General features: G+C 43.9%; 12 protein-coding genes and 1 tRNA gene. 4 read left to right on the top strand and 9 right to left on the bottom strand.

What is annotated here, in order from left to right:
- Positions 1-126: 126 nt before the first annotated feature.
- The 8 genes from G3RUM_RS01430 to G3RUM_RS01395 form a co-directional block, all read right to left on the bottom strand.
- The gene (locus G3RUM_RS01430; protein WP_129734667.1) at positions 127-915 is read right to left on the bottom strand and encodes a hypothetical protein; all 789 of its coding nucleotides are present in this window, start codon (positions 913-915) and stop codon (positions 127-129) included.
- 2 nt (positions 916-917) lie between these two features.
- Positions 918-3,920 carry a hypothetical protein gene (locus G3RUM_RS01425; RefSeq protein WP_129734665.1) on the bottom strand — a complete coding sequence of 1,001 codons (3,003 nt, stop codon included), beginning with the start codon at positions 3,918-3,920 and terminating at the stop codon, positions 918-920.
- The gene (locus tag G3RUM_RS01420; protein WP_129734663.1) at positions 3,898-4,617 is read right to left on the bottom strand and encodes a hypothetical protein; all 720 of its coding nucleotides are present in this window, start codon (positions 4,615-4,617) and stop codon (positions 3,898-3,900) included. The genes G3RUM_RS01425 and G3RUM_RS01420 overlap by 23 nt, the downstream gene beginning before the upstream one ends.
- Positions 4,618-4,681: 64 nt before the next feature.
- Positions 4,682-5,239, bottom strand: coding sequence for a hypothetical protein (locus G3RUM_RS01415; RefSeq protein ID WP_129734661.1), 558 nt, complete (start codon positions 5,237-5,239; stop codon positions 4,682-4,684).
- A gap of 8 nt (positions 5,240-5,247) precedes the next feature.
- A complete protein-coding gene (locus G3RUM_RS01410; RefSeq protein ID WP_129734659.1) occupies positions 5,248-5,733 on the bottom strand; it encodes a hypothetical protein in 486 nt (161 codons plus the stop codon).
- Positions 5,733-8,870 (bottom strand): hypothetical protein, encoded by a 3,138-nt coding sequence (locus G3RUM_RS01405; RefSeq protein WP_129734657.1) that lies wholly within the window; start codon positions 8,868-8,870, stop codon positions 5,733-5,735. Before G3RUM_RS01405 ends, G3RUM_RS01410 begins: the two co-directional genes overlap by 1 nt.
- A complete protein-coding gene (locus G3RUM_RS01400) occupies positions 8,861-9,595 on the bottom strand; it encodes a hypothetical protein (RefSeq protein WP_129734655.1) in 735 nt (244 codons plus the stop codon). Before G3RUM_RS01400 ends, G3RUM_RS01405 begins: the two co-directional genes overlap by 10 nt.
- Before the next feature lie 117 nt (positions 9,596-9,712).
- Positions 9,713-11,908 (bottom strand): FtsK/SpoIIIE family DNA translocase, encoded by a 2,196-nt coding sequence (locus tag G3RUM_RS01395; RefSeq protein WP_164998330.1) that lies wholly within the window; start codon positions 11,906-11,908, stop codon positions 9,713-9,715.
- Positions 11,909-12,061: 153 nt separating this feature from the next.
- On the opposite strand from G3RUM_RS01395, the gene G3RUM_RS01390 reads away from it, so the two are divergent.
- From G3RUM_RS01390 to tsaD, 4 genes are all read left to right on the top strand, one after another.
- The gene (locus tag G3RUM_RS01390) at positions 12,062-13,384 is read left to right on the top strand and encodes a PP2C family protein-serine/threonine phosphatase (RefSeq protein ID WP_164998329.1); all 1,323 of its coding nucleotides are present in this window, start codon (positions 12,062-12,064) and stop codon (positions 13,382-13,384) included.
- A 52-nt stretch (positions 13,385-13,436) separates the two neighbouring features.
- Positions 13,437-13,511, top strand: a tRNA-Gln gene (locus G3RUM_RS01385).
- A gap of 75 nt (positions 13,512-13,586) precedes the next feature.
- Positions 13,587-14,018 carry a 23S rRNA (pseudouridine(1915)-N(3))-methyltransferase RlmH gene (locus G3RUM_RS01380; protein WP_129734649.1) on the top strand — a complete coding sequence of 144 codons (432 nt, stop codon included), beginning with the start codon at positions 13,587-13,589 and terminating at the stop codon, positions 14,016-14,018.
- 27 nt (positions 14,019-14,045) lie between these two features.
- A complete protein-coding gene (gene tsaD / locus G3RUM_RS01375) occupies positions 14,046-15,068 on the top strand; it encodes a tRNA (adenosine(37)-N6)-threonylcarbamoyltransferase complex transferase subunit TsaD (RefSeq protein ID WP_129734647.1) in 1,023 nt (340 codons plus the stop codon).
- Between the two features lie 36 nt (positions 15,069-15,104).
- Here tsaD and G3RUM_RS01370 read toward each other — a convergent pair whose 3' ends face one another.
- The gene (locus G3RUM_RS01370) at positions 15,105-15,635 is read right to left on the bottom strand and encodes a hypothetical protein (RefSeq protein ID WP_129734645.1); all 531 of its coding nucleotides are present in this window, start codon (positions 15,633-15,635) and stop codon (positions 15,105-15,107) included.
- Between the last annotated feature and the right edge of the window lie 8 nt (positions 15,636-15,643).

Here is a 15,643-nt window from a genome sequence, read left to right as displayed (position 1 = left end):
GGACAGTTGGCTCGTTTGCTGAGCTAATATTATGGGGTGATTATAGCATAGATTGGGGCAGTTGACAAGGGGTGGAAGGTTTTCTGATTGACTTTGTAACTAGCTAGATTTTGTTCGATGAAAAAGCTACTGCAATGGATAGAAATATTTGATTTCTTCGGGGTTCATAACGTTGTAAGTAAAAATATCTGGGGGAATACCAAGGGAATCTATGGCATCTTTGACCTGTCGGATATATGCTTCTTTTGTACTAGCGGCTAGTTCGTCAAAAGTGTAAGGAGAGATCTCTATTTGATTGAAACCGCGTTCATAGGTGTAAATGGGGGCAAAATCGTTAAACTCGAAATAGGAAATAAGATTTGATACTAATTCGTACCGGCCATTGAGACCAAAGTCGTCTTGGCAATTAAAATCTGGGTATAAAATTTCTTGTGAATCTTCAAGACAGAATATTCTGTAGAACTTAGAGTAATCTATATATTGGTTGGGTTCTTCGCTCGAATATTCGCTGTAAAACCAATATGATTGTTCAATCTCGGGAATATCTACAATTGCGCTAAAATAATTGAGATTTTGTTTTTCAAAATACACCGTTTTAATGCTATTCTCGCGGATGGTAGCATTAACAGACGTGGAGATGTCTTCGCCTGGGGAATTTCTAAGAATTAGATCGAACAAAGTTGCCTCTATAAGTTTAACGTTCTCGGGATAATTTTCTGAAACTACAGAAGCAAAATTATCAATTGTAGCGACTGGGATGCGGTCGGGATCATCGTCAGTAATTTCGTCTGGTTTGTATAACCCAGAAATGGAAATTACAAGAAAGATAATAAAAATGATCTGAATAACGATAAAGATAGTGGTAGGCATATTAAGGCGAATCTTGTAGTCTGACTGGTTCTGGCCTTCTTCCATTATTAACTCCCTATGATTTCCTTTAATGATTTATTACCTAGGTGGCTTTCATTCGGAGTAAAATGGTCGCCAGGATAAGCGAGAATACCTACACCATTAGAGAAATATGATGGCGAACGTGTCATCACGCGGGCATCCCACTGACAATATGCCGCCTCTATGGTAAGGATATTGCCATCGTCCGTTTCACCGACGACTACACCAGTGTGAGACCAAGCACTACTCCCTGCACCACCAAAGATGCTATAAGGCGTTGGATCGTTGCCTGTTTCCCAGCCGACGCTAGGCAAGCCGGTATCAGCTATGTAAGACCCGTCGCCTATTATACTGGATGTGACTCCCTCTTCGGATGCGTCTGTAAACGCCGACACAAACCAATAGCTGAATGAGACACAGTTGACTTTAGCGCAACTTGATGGGATTACCCCATCAATGAAGTTTGATGCTGTAGCTTCATTGTTATAATAATCAGCAACCTTTTGAGCTTGATCTTCGGTTAGGCCGTCCATACTGACAGAACTATTTGAGCTCGAATTATTGCAAAAGTCGTCATCACAACTATTTTTGCCGTTGTTGCCTCCCTTTATTGCAGTAAATATATTGAAATTTAAAGCATTTGCCATATCGTCAAGAGAAGCCTTCTGATGGACTTCACCCATGCCAGAATTTGCTTGAGTGACTATATCATTGTCATCTATGTCAAAGAGTCCAATGACGTGACCTGCCGTACAACCACCGGACGCATAGATAAAGCCTGGGTAACATCCTTTGCCAGTGAAATGAATCATGTAGCCTTTTTTGAGGTAATCGCGCATTTTGGTTTTTACGTCTTCGACGCCTGACGTATTTACAACTTCAACGTCGAAACCGTAGTGCTCTCCTACTATAGGATCAAGTGTAGCTATGCTCACTGAATCATAATATTGGTTGCCTAAAAGATCAGCGATATCGTCCGGATAAATATCCCGGCCAGTGGCCACGGTAGCAAGCATCGCCATGGATGCTGCACCACAACCGCTACCACAGATATTATCGCTACTATAAGGATAGCTTGACCAGCTCTCGCCGCATTGGTTATATTGTGGATATTCTCCTTCATATGTAGTACATTTATCTTCGCAATTAGAATCCACTATTCTGTAGACCTGGAACGGCACATCTACACATTGGAATGCAGTCTTCCCGCCCCATTCAGTGCACCATTCATTTTCCAGACTTCCGATGCGACCATAATGGATTCCTTTATTTGCAGCGGCAACTTCGCTGTTGCCTAAATATATAAACGTATAGTTATATCCGACTCCTTCTACTGCTGATACTAAGATGTCTCCTGCTTTGAGATCAGATTCCTTTTTGGCCGTAATTTTCTCCCATTTGTCGGAGTTGTTTAGATATTCAACAAAACCAACTTCTTTTTCTGTATTTTTGCTTGTTAATTTTGCATCTTTGTCTGCACCGGATGATAAAATTACGGTTTTTACAAATGTCAAGCAGTCATCCGTTCCATCAGTCCCCACATTTTTCGAAGCCTCCGAAAAATTGGTCGTCGGATTGGATTTCGCCTTTTCTGCATCGTTCTTTGACCACGCTAAATCCTTGGCTTTTTTCGCGATAGTATCGCCGTCTATACACTCAAAATTAGATAGCGCATCCGATATCACTCCCACCCATTTCTCGTATCCTGGAGAATTGTTTGGGTGTATACCGTCATCAAAATATGATGCATTATAAACGGTAGTCCAGTCTGCAAGGCTAATATTGTTATTTGAATCAGCAAGGGCTTTTAAACGCTCGTTACTTTTAGTGTAGCTGTCTTTTGGTATTTTTGAGGTGACTACCACTGCTTTAGTATTCGTTTTCTTCAAAAGGTTTTCAAAATTGGTTATATCTTCATCTTCCCAACCCCAGTTGGTGCCGCAAGCGAAGACCAGGTATGGGCGCAGATCGCCTTTGTCAATGATTTTTTCAAGAATATCTAGACATGAAGGACCACCATCATCGTGCGAAACTGATTTATTGCTCCTAATATAAGAAGATTCATCACCTATGCTTGGACCTACATCCACTCCAGGGAAAGTCTTAGATATATAATCGTTATAGGCAAGGACAGAATACGAATCACCAATCCAAGTGATATCGTCTCCAGATACTTTTTGATCGGAACTGGAGCTAGAAGAAGACGAGGAAGATGAGGAGGTTGATCCGCTGTAATTACCAAATTTTTGTACAATTGCTTGTCCTTCTGATGAGTCTATGTATGCTTGCAAAGCATCTATGGAATCTTTCATTCCTTCAATAGAAGCATATCCCGCTCCGTTAGGGTCTCCTTGCACCCATAGTGGCCCTAGTTTTTCTAGATATTCTTTTGGGTCTGAAATTCCGCGAGTTGGAGAGTACCAATCACTAGACAGGGTTTCTCCATATTGAACAAAACCTTCACCTAAATTTTTCCCTTGTATAGTTGAGGCACCGCAATAGCTGCTATGGTTCGCATCGCAACCATTACCCCAAAAATTATTTGCACCACAACATGACGATGGGTCTTCATATTTCATTTGAACTAAGATAGCGACCCATGGTGCACCTGCAGCATCACCTAGCTGATAAGCTAAATCACCGTAGTTTTCTAATAGTCTCTTCATGCCTTCCTTATCACTATCGCCCCAACCTGCATACCATTGACTACTACTACTGACGTTAAAAACATATTCATCAGCATTTTTGGCTTTTAGAACCTTAGCAAAATCTCCGCTTGCAGTTAAAGTCCCGCTGCTGCCGGGTATGATGCACTCTCCTGGATTGTAGAAGAGGATGTTATTTTGAGCGAATTCGCTAAACTGTGTATCAGTGAGGCCTTGTTGCTGGCTTGCAGCACTAGCGGAAGGAGTCCCCCAAGTTCCAATAGTTCCTAGGCAAAAAGACAATATTCCTATAATAATGCCTATTAAGGCTACACTATGGAAAAGTATTATTCTTCTATGATTATATTTCCGTGTCTTGCTCATATATGTACCTATAATTGTCTAAATTGTAACCTCTACTAGATAACTGGTTGGTCAATTCCGTAATAACATCGTTAGTTAATTCTTCTTTTCTACCTTTAATGATTAAACACTTCTGGTTGTCGCATTTCTCTGAATAATCATATGTCACTTCCACCGCATCACAATTTACGCGCGTGGCTGGATTTTCACAGATGGCGAAACGGATTGGAGTAAACTCGCTAATAGAATTCTTTTGTTCCTGCTGCAAGATAAATTCCTCAGCAGAAGTGTCGTGGTCTGTGGTTTGGTTGTTGTTGGGGGAGGCAATTCTCTCGAGCATTAAGTAGGAGCTATAGTTATCTTTGAGTTTGTAAAAATCAAAGATGCCATCTTCTGAGAGAAAGGTGGTAATTGCAACATCACTATCAGGCTGAAGTTCAATAATAAAAGTTTTAGGATCAAGGCTTTCGTGAGAAATAGTCACTTCGTAAGTACCTGGGTGAAATTGAAAAGAACCGTTGTGGTAATTACTGTTGCCGTTTACTGTGATTGTGGCGTCGATAGGGGCAATAGTAAAATCGATAATAGCATTCTTGGTGAGGTTATATATGACTACTGTGACAATTCCGATGATAGCGAGTATATCGACAGCCAGGATTGCCCGAACCCATTTGTTACGAAAAAAGTTTCCAATCGGCGATACGCTCCCATCCTGCATATGGCTAATTATACCCCCCCCCAGGAAAAGTCAAGACCACTCCCTATTGGACTATTCTATCATGTTATTCGAACTCAAAGTTTTTGATGATTTCTTCAGCTTGACTGGCATAGCGATCGTTGCAATTTTGCTCTGGATAGATTATTTGGGATTCTTCTGGACAATAAACCATCGTTCTGTACTTAATCGGTAAATTGCCATTATAACTTTTTGTAGTTGAATAAAGATGCTGGACTTGATAAGTTTGCTCAAGCTCTGGAATGTCTAGGACGAAATGTACCTGATATATTTCGTCCTTTTTAAAGATTTCTTTTTTGACACTTCCATCTCGGATGTTAGCATGAATGATCTCAGGGATTTTGGCGCCGTCTTGGTTGTTTAGCCATACTGCGTCGTATACCGAAAAGTTGATATCTTTTAGACCGTTTCTGTCTATACTAGAGATTTCTTGCCTAAAGTTGGATATCTCTACATTATATCGTACTGAGCTATCTTGATCTCCAGAGGAGTTTAATAGGTTTACTGCCATGTTTATGGCTATAGCAATCAGCAAAGCTTCAACCAAAATAATTATAAAAGTCACTGGGTTAGCTTTTCTAAATTCTTTGTCAGTACTCTCCATATTGGCTCCTACCTTTCAGCCTCTTTTATAAAGGGTAGGTCTTCCTCACAGCCGAAGTCTGGGTAGATCATTTTGTTGCCGGATATACAGTATATTAGCACTTCATAGCCACCTGTAAAGGCTTCTGGATCTTCATTAAAATTAAAATTGACGAGGTAGGACTGTTGGATTGCTGGTATGTCCACTATAAATTCACCAGAATATCCATCATAATTTATGTTGTAGTCGTAAAGATACGGTTCGGCGCTGCGAATGATTGCTCCGTCGGTGGGGATATCTCCAGAGACGTTTTTTCTAATGGTATTGTTGAGCGTAGAAAAGATTAAATTTTTGGTTTTCTGCGGAACGCTGTAATAGTAGTCATTAAAATTATCTATCGTTGTGTAATTGGATTTGTCTGTAAAGTAATCTATCAGGAGTACTGATATTATTCCTAATGTGGCCACAATAATGCAACAGGCGATAGTAAGTTTAATTTTTGTATTTTTACCCATCATTGATTAATATAATTCATTAATTTAGTATAATCTAGTTCGCTGTCGAGATAGGCGTACCAAATATTCTCTCCAGAAACATCGGTGTAATCGAAATAGGTGGCGTTTAGACTTGGATAGCCGGCCTCTATGGTGGCTATACTGCTACCTTGTACGCCTACGACTACTCCGGTGTGATTACCGGATGGGGTGTGATAAGTGTTAGTAGAGAAAACTGCAAACGGTTTGGGTTCTGTACCAGTCTCAAAGCCGAGCTCTTTTAATGTATCTACAACGTTGATGCCGTCTGGCCATCCTCTTTGGCTTACTCCGGCAAACATTTCAGCAAAGAAAGCCGAGAACAAAGTACAGTTGCTATATCTGCTGGCGCAGCTACTACCTTGGCAATAATTCCCTTCTGCAGCTACTGTGCCATCCCAATTACCAACGTTGTTATTATAGTTACTAGCTAGCTGTTCTGCTTGTTCAGGTGTCAAGCCGTCGCCGATGCCGCCCTTATATCGCCAGATATGCCAAACGGTATCATTATAGATATTGCCAACTTGAGCTACACGCTCGTCAAGGGAAGCATCAGCAATGTTGCCATAGCTACCACCATAATCACCGACGTAGAATAATATGTGGCCAGTGGAATGCCCCAATGCCGCGCCATTGGCAAGCAATACATCCCCCGGTTTCATGCTTTCCACACCGTTGTTTTCTATTTGTTCCCATTCATCAGATGGCTCAAAGTAGTCACCTTCCATGTCGTAGGTACTCGTGATATTATCGATTGCGCCAACGTACTGTAATACCGTACCTACATATACGCCACAGTCCATGCCGTCTTGTCTACGGCCTTGTTCTATGAGCTGTTCGCGGTAAAATGCGCGAGCGTTTGTCTTACAAGGTCTCTCTGCAGTGGTGAAGGTGATCCAATTCCCGCTGGATTCTTCACATTCGCCAACGTGTGAGTCATCACCCTGTCCGGCTTGAACTGGCCAAGCCATTTTAACTGCGGCTTGAGCAATCTGCTCGCCACCCAATCCACTGCCTTTACTGTCGTCTGGACAATTGCCGTTATTTTGAGAGTTGCTAGCTACTGTGTCTGTAGGCGGGTTGTCTTCAAAATATCCCATTGGATCGCCTACCCCAGCTTCTCCGCCCATCCAACCATAAAAGATGTATGTGCTACCATAAGCATTGTGGATCTTTGTCTGGCCGGCTACGTAATAACTGTTGTCATTTAAACCTTGTCCGGCACAATTTCCTGGATTTGAGGCATTGTGTTTTTCTCCGTTGACTTCTACCCATTCCAGGTCTCCGACACAGTCATGCTCTAGTATTTGAGTCGGCAAAGTACGATTACCTTTCATTAACACATCCCTGGTGGCATCCAAATATGTGTTGCTGATATTGTCATCATGTGAGCCATTAATGTAATTTGACGTAGCAAACCAGCCGCCAGTACCAATGTAATTCCAGAGATTGTACCCGCTGATGGAATCATTGCTATTATACTCGAACAAATTAGCCATAATGGATAATTCGTTCTTAAAGGCGGTTATATTTGCGCTATTCTCATGCATTGCCACTTCGGCTAAGTCCCATAGTTCAGCATCAGTAAGGTCATCATATTTATTATAGCCGCCAGATGAAGCTGCAGTTATGTTTGAGTTAGATGTTGTTGTGCTTGAACTCGTAATCGTAGTCGGGACAGTCATGCTCGAATATCTGTCATAGAATTTTTCCGCGTAATTTCCTCGGCTTTCTGCTCCCTGCCATCTTTCATGCCCTCTACTAATCCCAAACGATCTTACGCCAGGATCTTGTGGAGCTTCACCTGGGGTAGCAGATGTTTCATAGGCTATTTCAACTGTGATTAAGAATAGCTCAGCATAAGACCTAGCGCTATTTTTATTTGTTATGACGTCGAAATGATCTATAAAGTCCATGAATTCGGTATGGAAAGCTTGGTCACTAGCTTTTTCACCGTTGATTTCGCCGAGGACTAGAAAGTCTAACTCCATTTTGATGGCTGTATCGATGGCGTCTTGAGGAACGTTATTATTAAGTAATACATTATCAGCGCAACTGCTGCCATCTGGATAATCACTTACGTCACACCACCAACCGTAAAAGGACCAATAGTCCGCCCCGACGGAAGACGAAATAGCGTTCCACAATTCTCCACCGTTGTCGCTATTCAACATATAAAGTCCGCGATAATAATTGCCGGTACTGCCGTTCATAAATGGGTTGAGTCCACTTTCCGTATAGAGATTACCCATAATGCCGGCAATGGCGGCAGCGTTGTTTGAAATACCGTCTATGTCAGCTTGAACGAAATAGTTCCAAACTTTTTCCGCGACATTGTTGCCGGGCAATAGACCAGCAGTACAGTCTTGAGGCAAAGCTTCTTTAATTGTATTAACCCAAGCTTCATATCCCCCATTACTCATAGGATGGGTACTGTCATCTACGTAATAGTCTGGTTTTGCTACGGCAGCCCAGTCGGCCACATAAAAGTTGTCATGTGAACTAGCAAAATTCTTTTTAGCATTATTTCCACCACTATAATCACTATCATCAGTAGTATAAGCCGTGGTCAAGATTACCTTCGTGTTTTGGCCTACTAAGTTAGCAATTTCTTCTAAAGTGCTGGTCGTGTCGGATTCACTCATTGTATCATTCGTACCAAGGGCTAATACCAGATACGGTCTCAGAGTGTTATTGTTGACAATTTCTTTCAAGATTGTAACCCCAGAAGGACCGCCAGCAGCATCATGGGTATTACTAGAAGAAATCCAATCTAAGTGTTTACTATACTGAATATTGTAATATGGAGAATATGAATTCCCAGAGTCTTCGGCGCCTAAATCTATACCAGGAAATGTCGTTTTGATTTGTTCCAGGGATTCAACAGAATAAGAGTCCCCAATCCAAGTAATATCTTTGCCGGAAGGTATAGTGCAAAAAGTTGTGCCAGAGCCGTCATTACATTCGTATGGGTCATAGAATAGAATGTTGTTTTGGGCGTATTCCTCAAACACGGATTGCGGTATCGTACTTGCGGTCACGGCACCCACTTGTGCCTGGGGTAATACGGTGACTATCGCGCACAAGAATAAAATGACTCTCTTAAAGATTACAGACATGTGTCGTAGGCCTCCATTCTAAAGTCGTCCGGGTCTATGTAGAGAGTTTTTATCCAATTCCGAGCATAGTCCATCGCTGAATCAATTAAATCTTTGTCTTTGCAGGCGTTAATATATACTAGTAAGCGGAAATTACCGCCTGTACTACTTTCGTCTATATGAACCCGATAACCGTTATTTAGATAGTAATTATGCGGTAAATAGCGGCGAATTTGGGCAGTGGGGAGTTCTGCTACGCATTTGGTATCTGTGTAGATTACGTCGGTATAATATGGGCAGCGGATCTTTATGGACGGATCTGAGTATACCTTTTGCCCCTTGGGCCAAGATAAACTCACTTCAAAGGAGTATCGCAGCTCTTCAATATCTATAATAAAGTCAGCGCTAGAAATATTGTTGTTGGTCTCTTCATGGTAAGAGCCTTCTCTGATGATTGCTTGATAATCCGAAAAGTCTGGTATAGGCTCGTTCTGCTCAATCAGTTGCCAAATGAGTTGTTCCGTACCAATTTGATATTCTTTTGGCGCATTAGAAATCTCTGGGAAATTCGATACGTCAATGTGGGTATCATCTTCTTTTTTCATACTCATAGTTGAAATTACAGCTAAGACTATTGCGATGAGAATTAGTACAAAAAACAAAACTATAGCGATTTTGGCCCAGACAGAAGAATTGCTAATAAAATTCTTTACGACACCTTTCGGCGACACGCTCCCATCCTTCATATGGGTTTATTATAACATAAACCTAAAAATATTTTAAGTCAGTACGGGCGACAATACTAGGTGTTTGCTAGCGCGCCGACCTGCTGTGCAGGTCGTCCAGCGTCGCTTGTCTAGTACTTACTGCGCTAGGCTGTCGAACTCGTCCATAGACGAGATGAGGAGGTCGCGAGGTTTGTTGCCGTTTTGGGGACCAATGACGCCAATTTCCTCGAACCAAATGGCGAGGCCGGAAACGAACCCGTGGCCTTTACCGAGATAAGTTTGGAGCATGGCAGTACTGAATTTGCCTTTGTTTAGCGAAATTTCTACGGCTTTACGTACAATAGGATCATTTGGATCATAACGGCGACCAAGGTCACCAATGCTGCCACCGCCAGCAGGGCCCATACCTTTGATTTGGACAGCCTGAGCGACTACTTCTTTATTGTACTCTGGTGGGCGTTGCGAGCGGAGAAAATCGGTAACCTTAGAGATGTCTTCATCGGAAGCCCAGGCGCCCTGGATGCGACGAGGTTTGCCCATCATTTCGGTAGTTAGGAGCAACATGTCGCCTTTACCGAGTAATTTCTCGGCACCACCTTGGTCTAGCATAATGCGAGAGTCCATTTGTGAGCCCACAGCAAAGGCGATGCGGCCAGGGATATTAGCTTTGATAAGGCCAGTGATAACTTTGACTTCTGGACGCTGAGTAGCGAGCACTAGGTGGATACCAGCAGCACGGCCTTTTTGAGCAATGCGGACAATTAACATTTCGAGATCTTTTCCGGCCATCATCATGAGATCGGCCATCTCGTCGATAATGATAACAATGTATGGCATTTTGCCTTCTTTTTCGGGGTCGGAAGATTTTGCCATTTTGGCATTGTAGTCGGCAATGTTTTTGACTTTTTCTTCAGCCATAAGAGTGTAGCGCTTTTCCATCTCGCCGACGGCCCATTTCATAGCAGAAAGAGCTTTGTCGGTTTGAGTAATGATAGGGGTAAGCAGGTGTGGGATATCTTGGTATTGGGCCATTTCTACCTGTTTAGGATCGACGATGATTAGCTTCATGTCGGATGGCGCATTACGGTATAGTAGTGAGCTAATGAGCGTATTAGTCATCACGGACTTACCAGAACCGGTAGTACCAGCAATAAGAAGGTGAGGCATTTTGGCGAGGTTTGCCACCACAGCGCGGCCGGAGATGTCTTTCCCTACTGCGAAAGTGAGTGGGTCGTTAGACTTTTTCCATTCGGTAGACTCTAACACACCGCGCATGCGGACATCGGCAGAGCGGGCATTAGGAATCTCGACACCTACGCTTCTAGTGCCAGGAATAGGGGCCTCGATACGAATCTTATCCACGGCAAGGTTAAGAGCTAGTTCTTTATCGCGAGCAAGAATTTTACTCAAGTTGACGCCAGCAGGAGGACGCATAGTATACTGGGTGACGCGTGGGCCAACGTTGGCGCCTTCCATTTCTACTTCGATGCCGAATTCAGCAAGAGTAGATTTGATGATGTAAGCGTTTTGCTGGATATTGCCGGCATCGGCAGGAGATTGCTTCTTCTCTAATAAATCAGTGGAAGGCATCTTCCAGTCGGGGTCAGAGATGGCGGTAAGGGCAGTCGGTTCTTTGGCCGGTTCGGGAGTGGGGGCAGGTTTTTTGATAGCGGATTTGTGCAAAAGCTTAGCCGAAGACGAAGCAGCAGATGGCTCAACTGCGCCGAGACCAGAGTTGACTTTGATTTCGAGCTGACCAAGTTTTTTCTTTTTGGGGAAGTCTTCGTCATCGACAGAAGGTTTTTTACCTGATTTAACGAGGTTTTTGGTACCCTTAAAGAAAGTAACTGGAGACAATTGGAGGATAAAAGCAGTGGTGATAAGGACTAGGACGACATATATTAGAATGACTACGCCTTGGTCTAAAACATTAGTCATTAAAGAATTGAGCCAGCTGCCAACTATGCCGCCGTTTTGCCAAATGGCAGCAATGCCGGCAATCCAAAAAATCATAAGAAAGCTAGCAACATAGACCGGTACAGCTACGCGATTGTCCTCTGATCGAAAGATTTTTACAGCAAGGTAAACAAGCAAAGCTGGAATAAAGTAGGCGGCAAAGCCGATAATATTTAAGAAAAATTTGTGCACTTCGTTTAGTACGGTGCCACCGTGGCCAAACCAAGTGATAACGAAGAACAGCGCGAGCGCAATCATGAGAACAGCGGAAGTCTGGCGCCAAAAACCGCCAGGGAGCTCGTGCTCTGGCTTGGCTTCTTTGACAGTACGGCGTTTGGTGTTTTTGGATGTTTTTTTGCGCTTCGTATTAGCCATGTTTCCATTATAGCACATTTTAAGGAAAAGCACAAGAGGTATGGGGCTACTATGATGGGGCTAAATTCTGTGTTATATTCCCTGTTGGATTTTTGGCATAAGATTAAAAAAGTTGCTAAATTTTTACCCGATAGTGTTAAAATGATAATAGTTATGTTTAATAAAAATGGCCCAAAAAGTGAGCAAAGCCCTGAACGGGCAAATCTTGAACGGCAAAAACGAAAATTGACGGGGTTTTATCTGTCTGGTGGGGACGAACGCTATATTTTTGAATCTGATAGTGAACCTTTTAAGGAAGATAAGGTGACGGCGGCGGATGAAGCAGAAGTGTTGAACGTGCTACAAAACGACCCCAATATGAAAGATCGCGAATGGCGGCTTTTGGTGCGGATGGCTGGGCCAGGATTGCATCTTAGTGATGACGAAATGTTTGGGCGGATGGCTGGAGACAAACACCAGAAGCGCATTCTGGCTTATATGACGGGGGTGGACTGGAATGGCTATAATGCTACCTCTGGCCAAAACGTGGCGGATTTTCTCAGTAGGTATCCGACCCCGATGGATTTTGACGAACACTCTGAAGATTTTTTGAGGATGATTGGCGACTACAATGGCGAGGAGAAAGCCCGGGAATATGATGAAGCGATGGAATCTTTTAAACTGGGGATGTATGGCAAAAAGTACGAATACTATAAAGCGATGCGCGAGTTTCACCAAGAGGCTGAGGAGCGGCAGACACGTGACGCGGAGCAAGCGCGCGAAGCGACACGGCGTGGTAGAAGATTCTTTGAAATTTTTAACAAGGGTGAATTGATTAGGGATTCTGGACTCGCGATGGTGGATAAAGGTACGATTGCCGGCGAGCAAGGCCGACAAAATGAGGATGCGGCCTACTACAACCCGGCGCTAGGGCTGTTTGCGGTGTTTGACGGAGCTGGCGGTATGGGTGGGGCAGCTAGAGCCTCAGAGCTGGGAGTGGAAGCGACAAACCAGATGATTAGTCAAAAAGTCCCTGAGAGAGCAGAAGATTTGGCGGATATTTTACGTGTAGCAAGCGACGCGATAAAACACGATCCCGCGGCAGGATATTCGACTGGGGTGATAGGCAAGATAGTGGAAAGAGAAGGTAAAAAATCTTTGATGTACGCTTCGGTGGGCGATTCGAGAATTTACGTGGTGAGAGGTAAAGAAGCGATACAACTAACACAAGATGAGGGGTGGGGCAATAAGATTACGAATTCCTTAGGGCTAAACGAGTGTCGCGTGAAACAGATGGGTGAATTTTCGTTAAGGGGGGGGGACAGAATTGTGTTTTGTTCTGATGGGATCACCGGAGATTATGAACCAGATTTTATCCCAGATGACGAATTTGCTCGAATAGTGAAAAAGGCGGCTACGGCAGACCTCGCGGCCTGGGCATTAGCAAATCGGGCAACGAAAAGAGATGACCGGACTGCAATAGTAGTGCAAGTTTAGCCAGTGGGCAGGGTTTACTGAGCTTAGTTTTTGTGGTAGAATGTTGGAGGATTAGGCCGTCGCCAAGTGGTAAGGCACTGGGTTTTGGTCCCAGCATTCGCAGGTTCGAATCCTGCCGGCCTAGCCATGAGTGATTTAATGCCTTTAGAGGGCGTTTTTTTGTGCGTAGAGGATTCGGGCCCTCGGTGATATAATAGGGGGTATGATAAAGATTATCGCTGGGGGAAAGAAAAATGCGGGATGGGTAGCCGAAGCATGTGCCGAATATGAGAAGCGGCTGAGGAAGCCGTTTGATGTGTCATGGAATTTTATGTCAGAAGAAAAACTAGATAAGTATTTGGCGGAATGGCCATTTAGCGGACGAGAATATGTAATTTGCTGTGATGAGCGAGGCGAAAATATATCATCACCTGAATTTTCTGCTAAGTTGGAAAAAGCTTTTGGGGTTGGGCAGGAAGTGGTGATTCTGATAGGCGGAGCGTATGGGTTTTCTGATACCGTACGAGAAAAAGCAGATTTTGTATGGAGCTTTTCCCGTTTAGTATACCCGCACGGCATAGCACGCGTCGTGTGTATAGAGCAAATATACCGGGCTTCGCAAATTTTGAGTGGAGGGCCATATCATCACGAGTAAATATTCATTCTGTGATATAATAAAGAGATGAAAATACTGGGGATAGAGACAAGTTGTGATGAGACCGCGGCGGCCGTAGTGGAGGATGGCGCCCGGATTCTTTCTAATGTAGTGGTCTCTCAGATTGATATTTTTGCGGAGTACGGCGGAGTAATACCAGAAGTAGCAGCACGTTCGCATCTTGAAGTGATAATGCCGGTAGTAAAAAAGGCTTTGGCTGATGCTAAATGTGATTGGGATGACATAGATGCGATAGCGGTGACGCATGCACCGGGGCTCTTAGGCTCCCTGTTAATCGGCACCTTGACCGCACGGACTTTGGCGATTTTGCACGATAAACCCCTGTATGCGGTACATCACCTAAAATCACATGTGTATGCGAATTGGCTTACCGGTGAGAGTCCTATCTTCCCTTTGCTAGCACTAGTAGTGTCGGGTGGACATACGCAAATTCTTTATATGCGAGCGCATAATCAGTTCGAGATCGTTGGGACGACGCACGATGATGCGGTGGGAGAGTGTTTTGATAAGGTGGCAAAGATTTTGGGACTACCTTACCCGGGTGGGCCAGCTATTGCGAGGGCGGCTTTATCTGGCGATGCGAATAAGTATAAACTGCCGCACCCGAAGGTAGAGGGGCTAGATTTTTCGTTTTCAGGACTAAAAACCGCGGTTCTTAGGGCGGTGCAAAAAGAGTTGGGGCTGCCAATCTCGTACCCTTCACATGATCTAAAAAATCACCTGTCTAGGCAACAGGTGGCGGACTTTGCAGCATCATTCCAAAAAACGGCGGTGGGAATACTGTGCGAAAAACTAGCTTTGGCGTTGGAACAATATCCGGACGTACAATCGGTAGTAATAGCGGGTGGAGTAAGTGCAAATAAAGCTCTAAGAGAGGCACTGTTGGAGGCGTATTTCCCTGCTCCTTCGCTTTCTGGCGACAATGGAGCGATGGTGGCTGTAGCAGCGTATTATGAGATTATTTCAGGAGTGAAGCCAACAGACCCGTATAGTTTGAACATTTATCCGAGAATTTCGATTGAAAAATAAAATACCCCCAAGCTAGGTTGGGGGTATCTAAGGTGCTTAGCCGTCGTAATCTACGACTTCGGGAATGACGAGAGCTTCATCTTGGCCGAAAGGCTTGTTAGGGATGTCTTCATCTTTCTCAGGTTCGGACATCTCAATCCACTTTCTCGCCCAAGGTTTGGCGCGTTGCACCATACCGGAACGATGAAAGCGTTGGTAATGTTTAGCGTTTGTCTGAATCCACGCGGTGGGACCCATAAAAATGCCTTCGTCGCGTAGAGCTTTGCCGTAGGCACAAAGGAAAGGATCGGCAGTGCGGTCCAGTTCGCAAAGGGCGCTGGCCAAGGTGGTAGCAAACACACTTTCTGACTTGATTGCTCCGATGCCGATCAGTGCATCTAAGTGTTTGACGATAACATCGCTCGCGTCACGATAGCTAAGCTCTTGCAGAGCAGGAATTGCGAATGCGCTGTTGGCGAATCGCAACCCATAGACAAAGAGCTTTGCGACGCTAAGCTCAAAATTATCGGCACTTTCGGCCTTGAGAGTTTTTAATCCCTCTCTGATGGTAATGTTCTTGGTATTCATAAGATACC

It is taken from the genome of Candidatus Nanosyncoccus alces (assembly GCF_004138395.1).
Taxonomy (GTDB): Bacteria; Patescibacteriota; Saccharimonadia; order Saccharimonadales; family Saccharimonadaceae; genus Nanosyncoccus; species Nanosyncoccus alces.
Note: the sequence above shows the minus strand (reverse complement) of the source record. Positions and strands in the feature narration are given on the sequence as shown.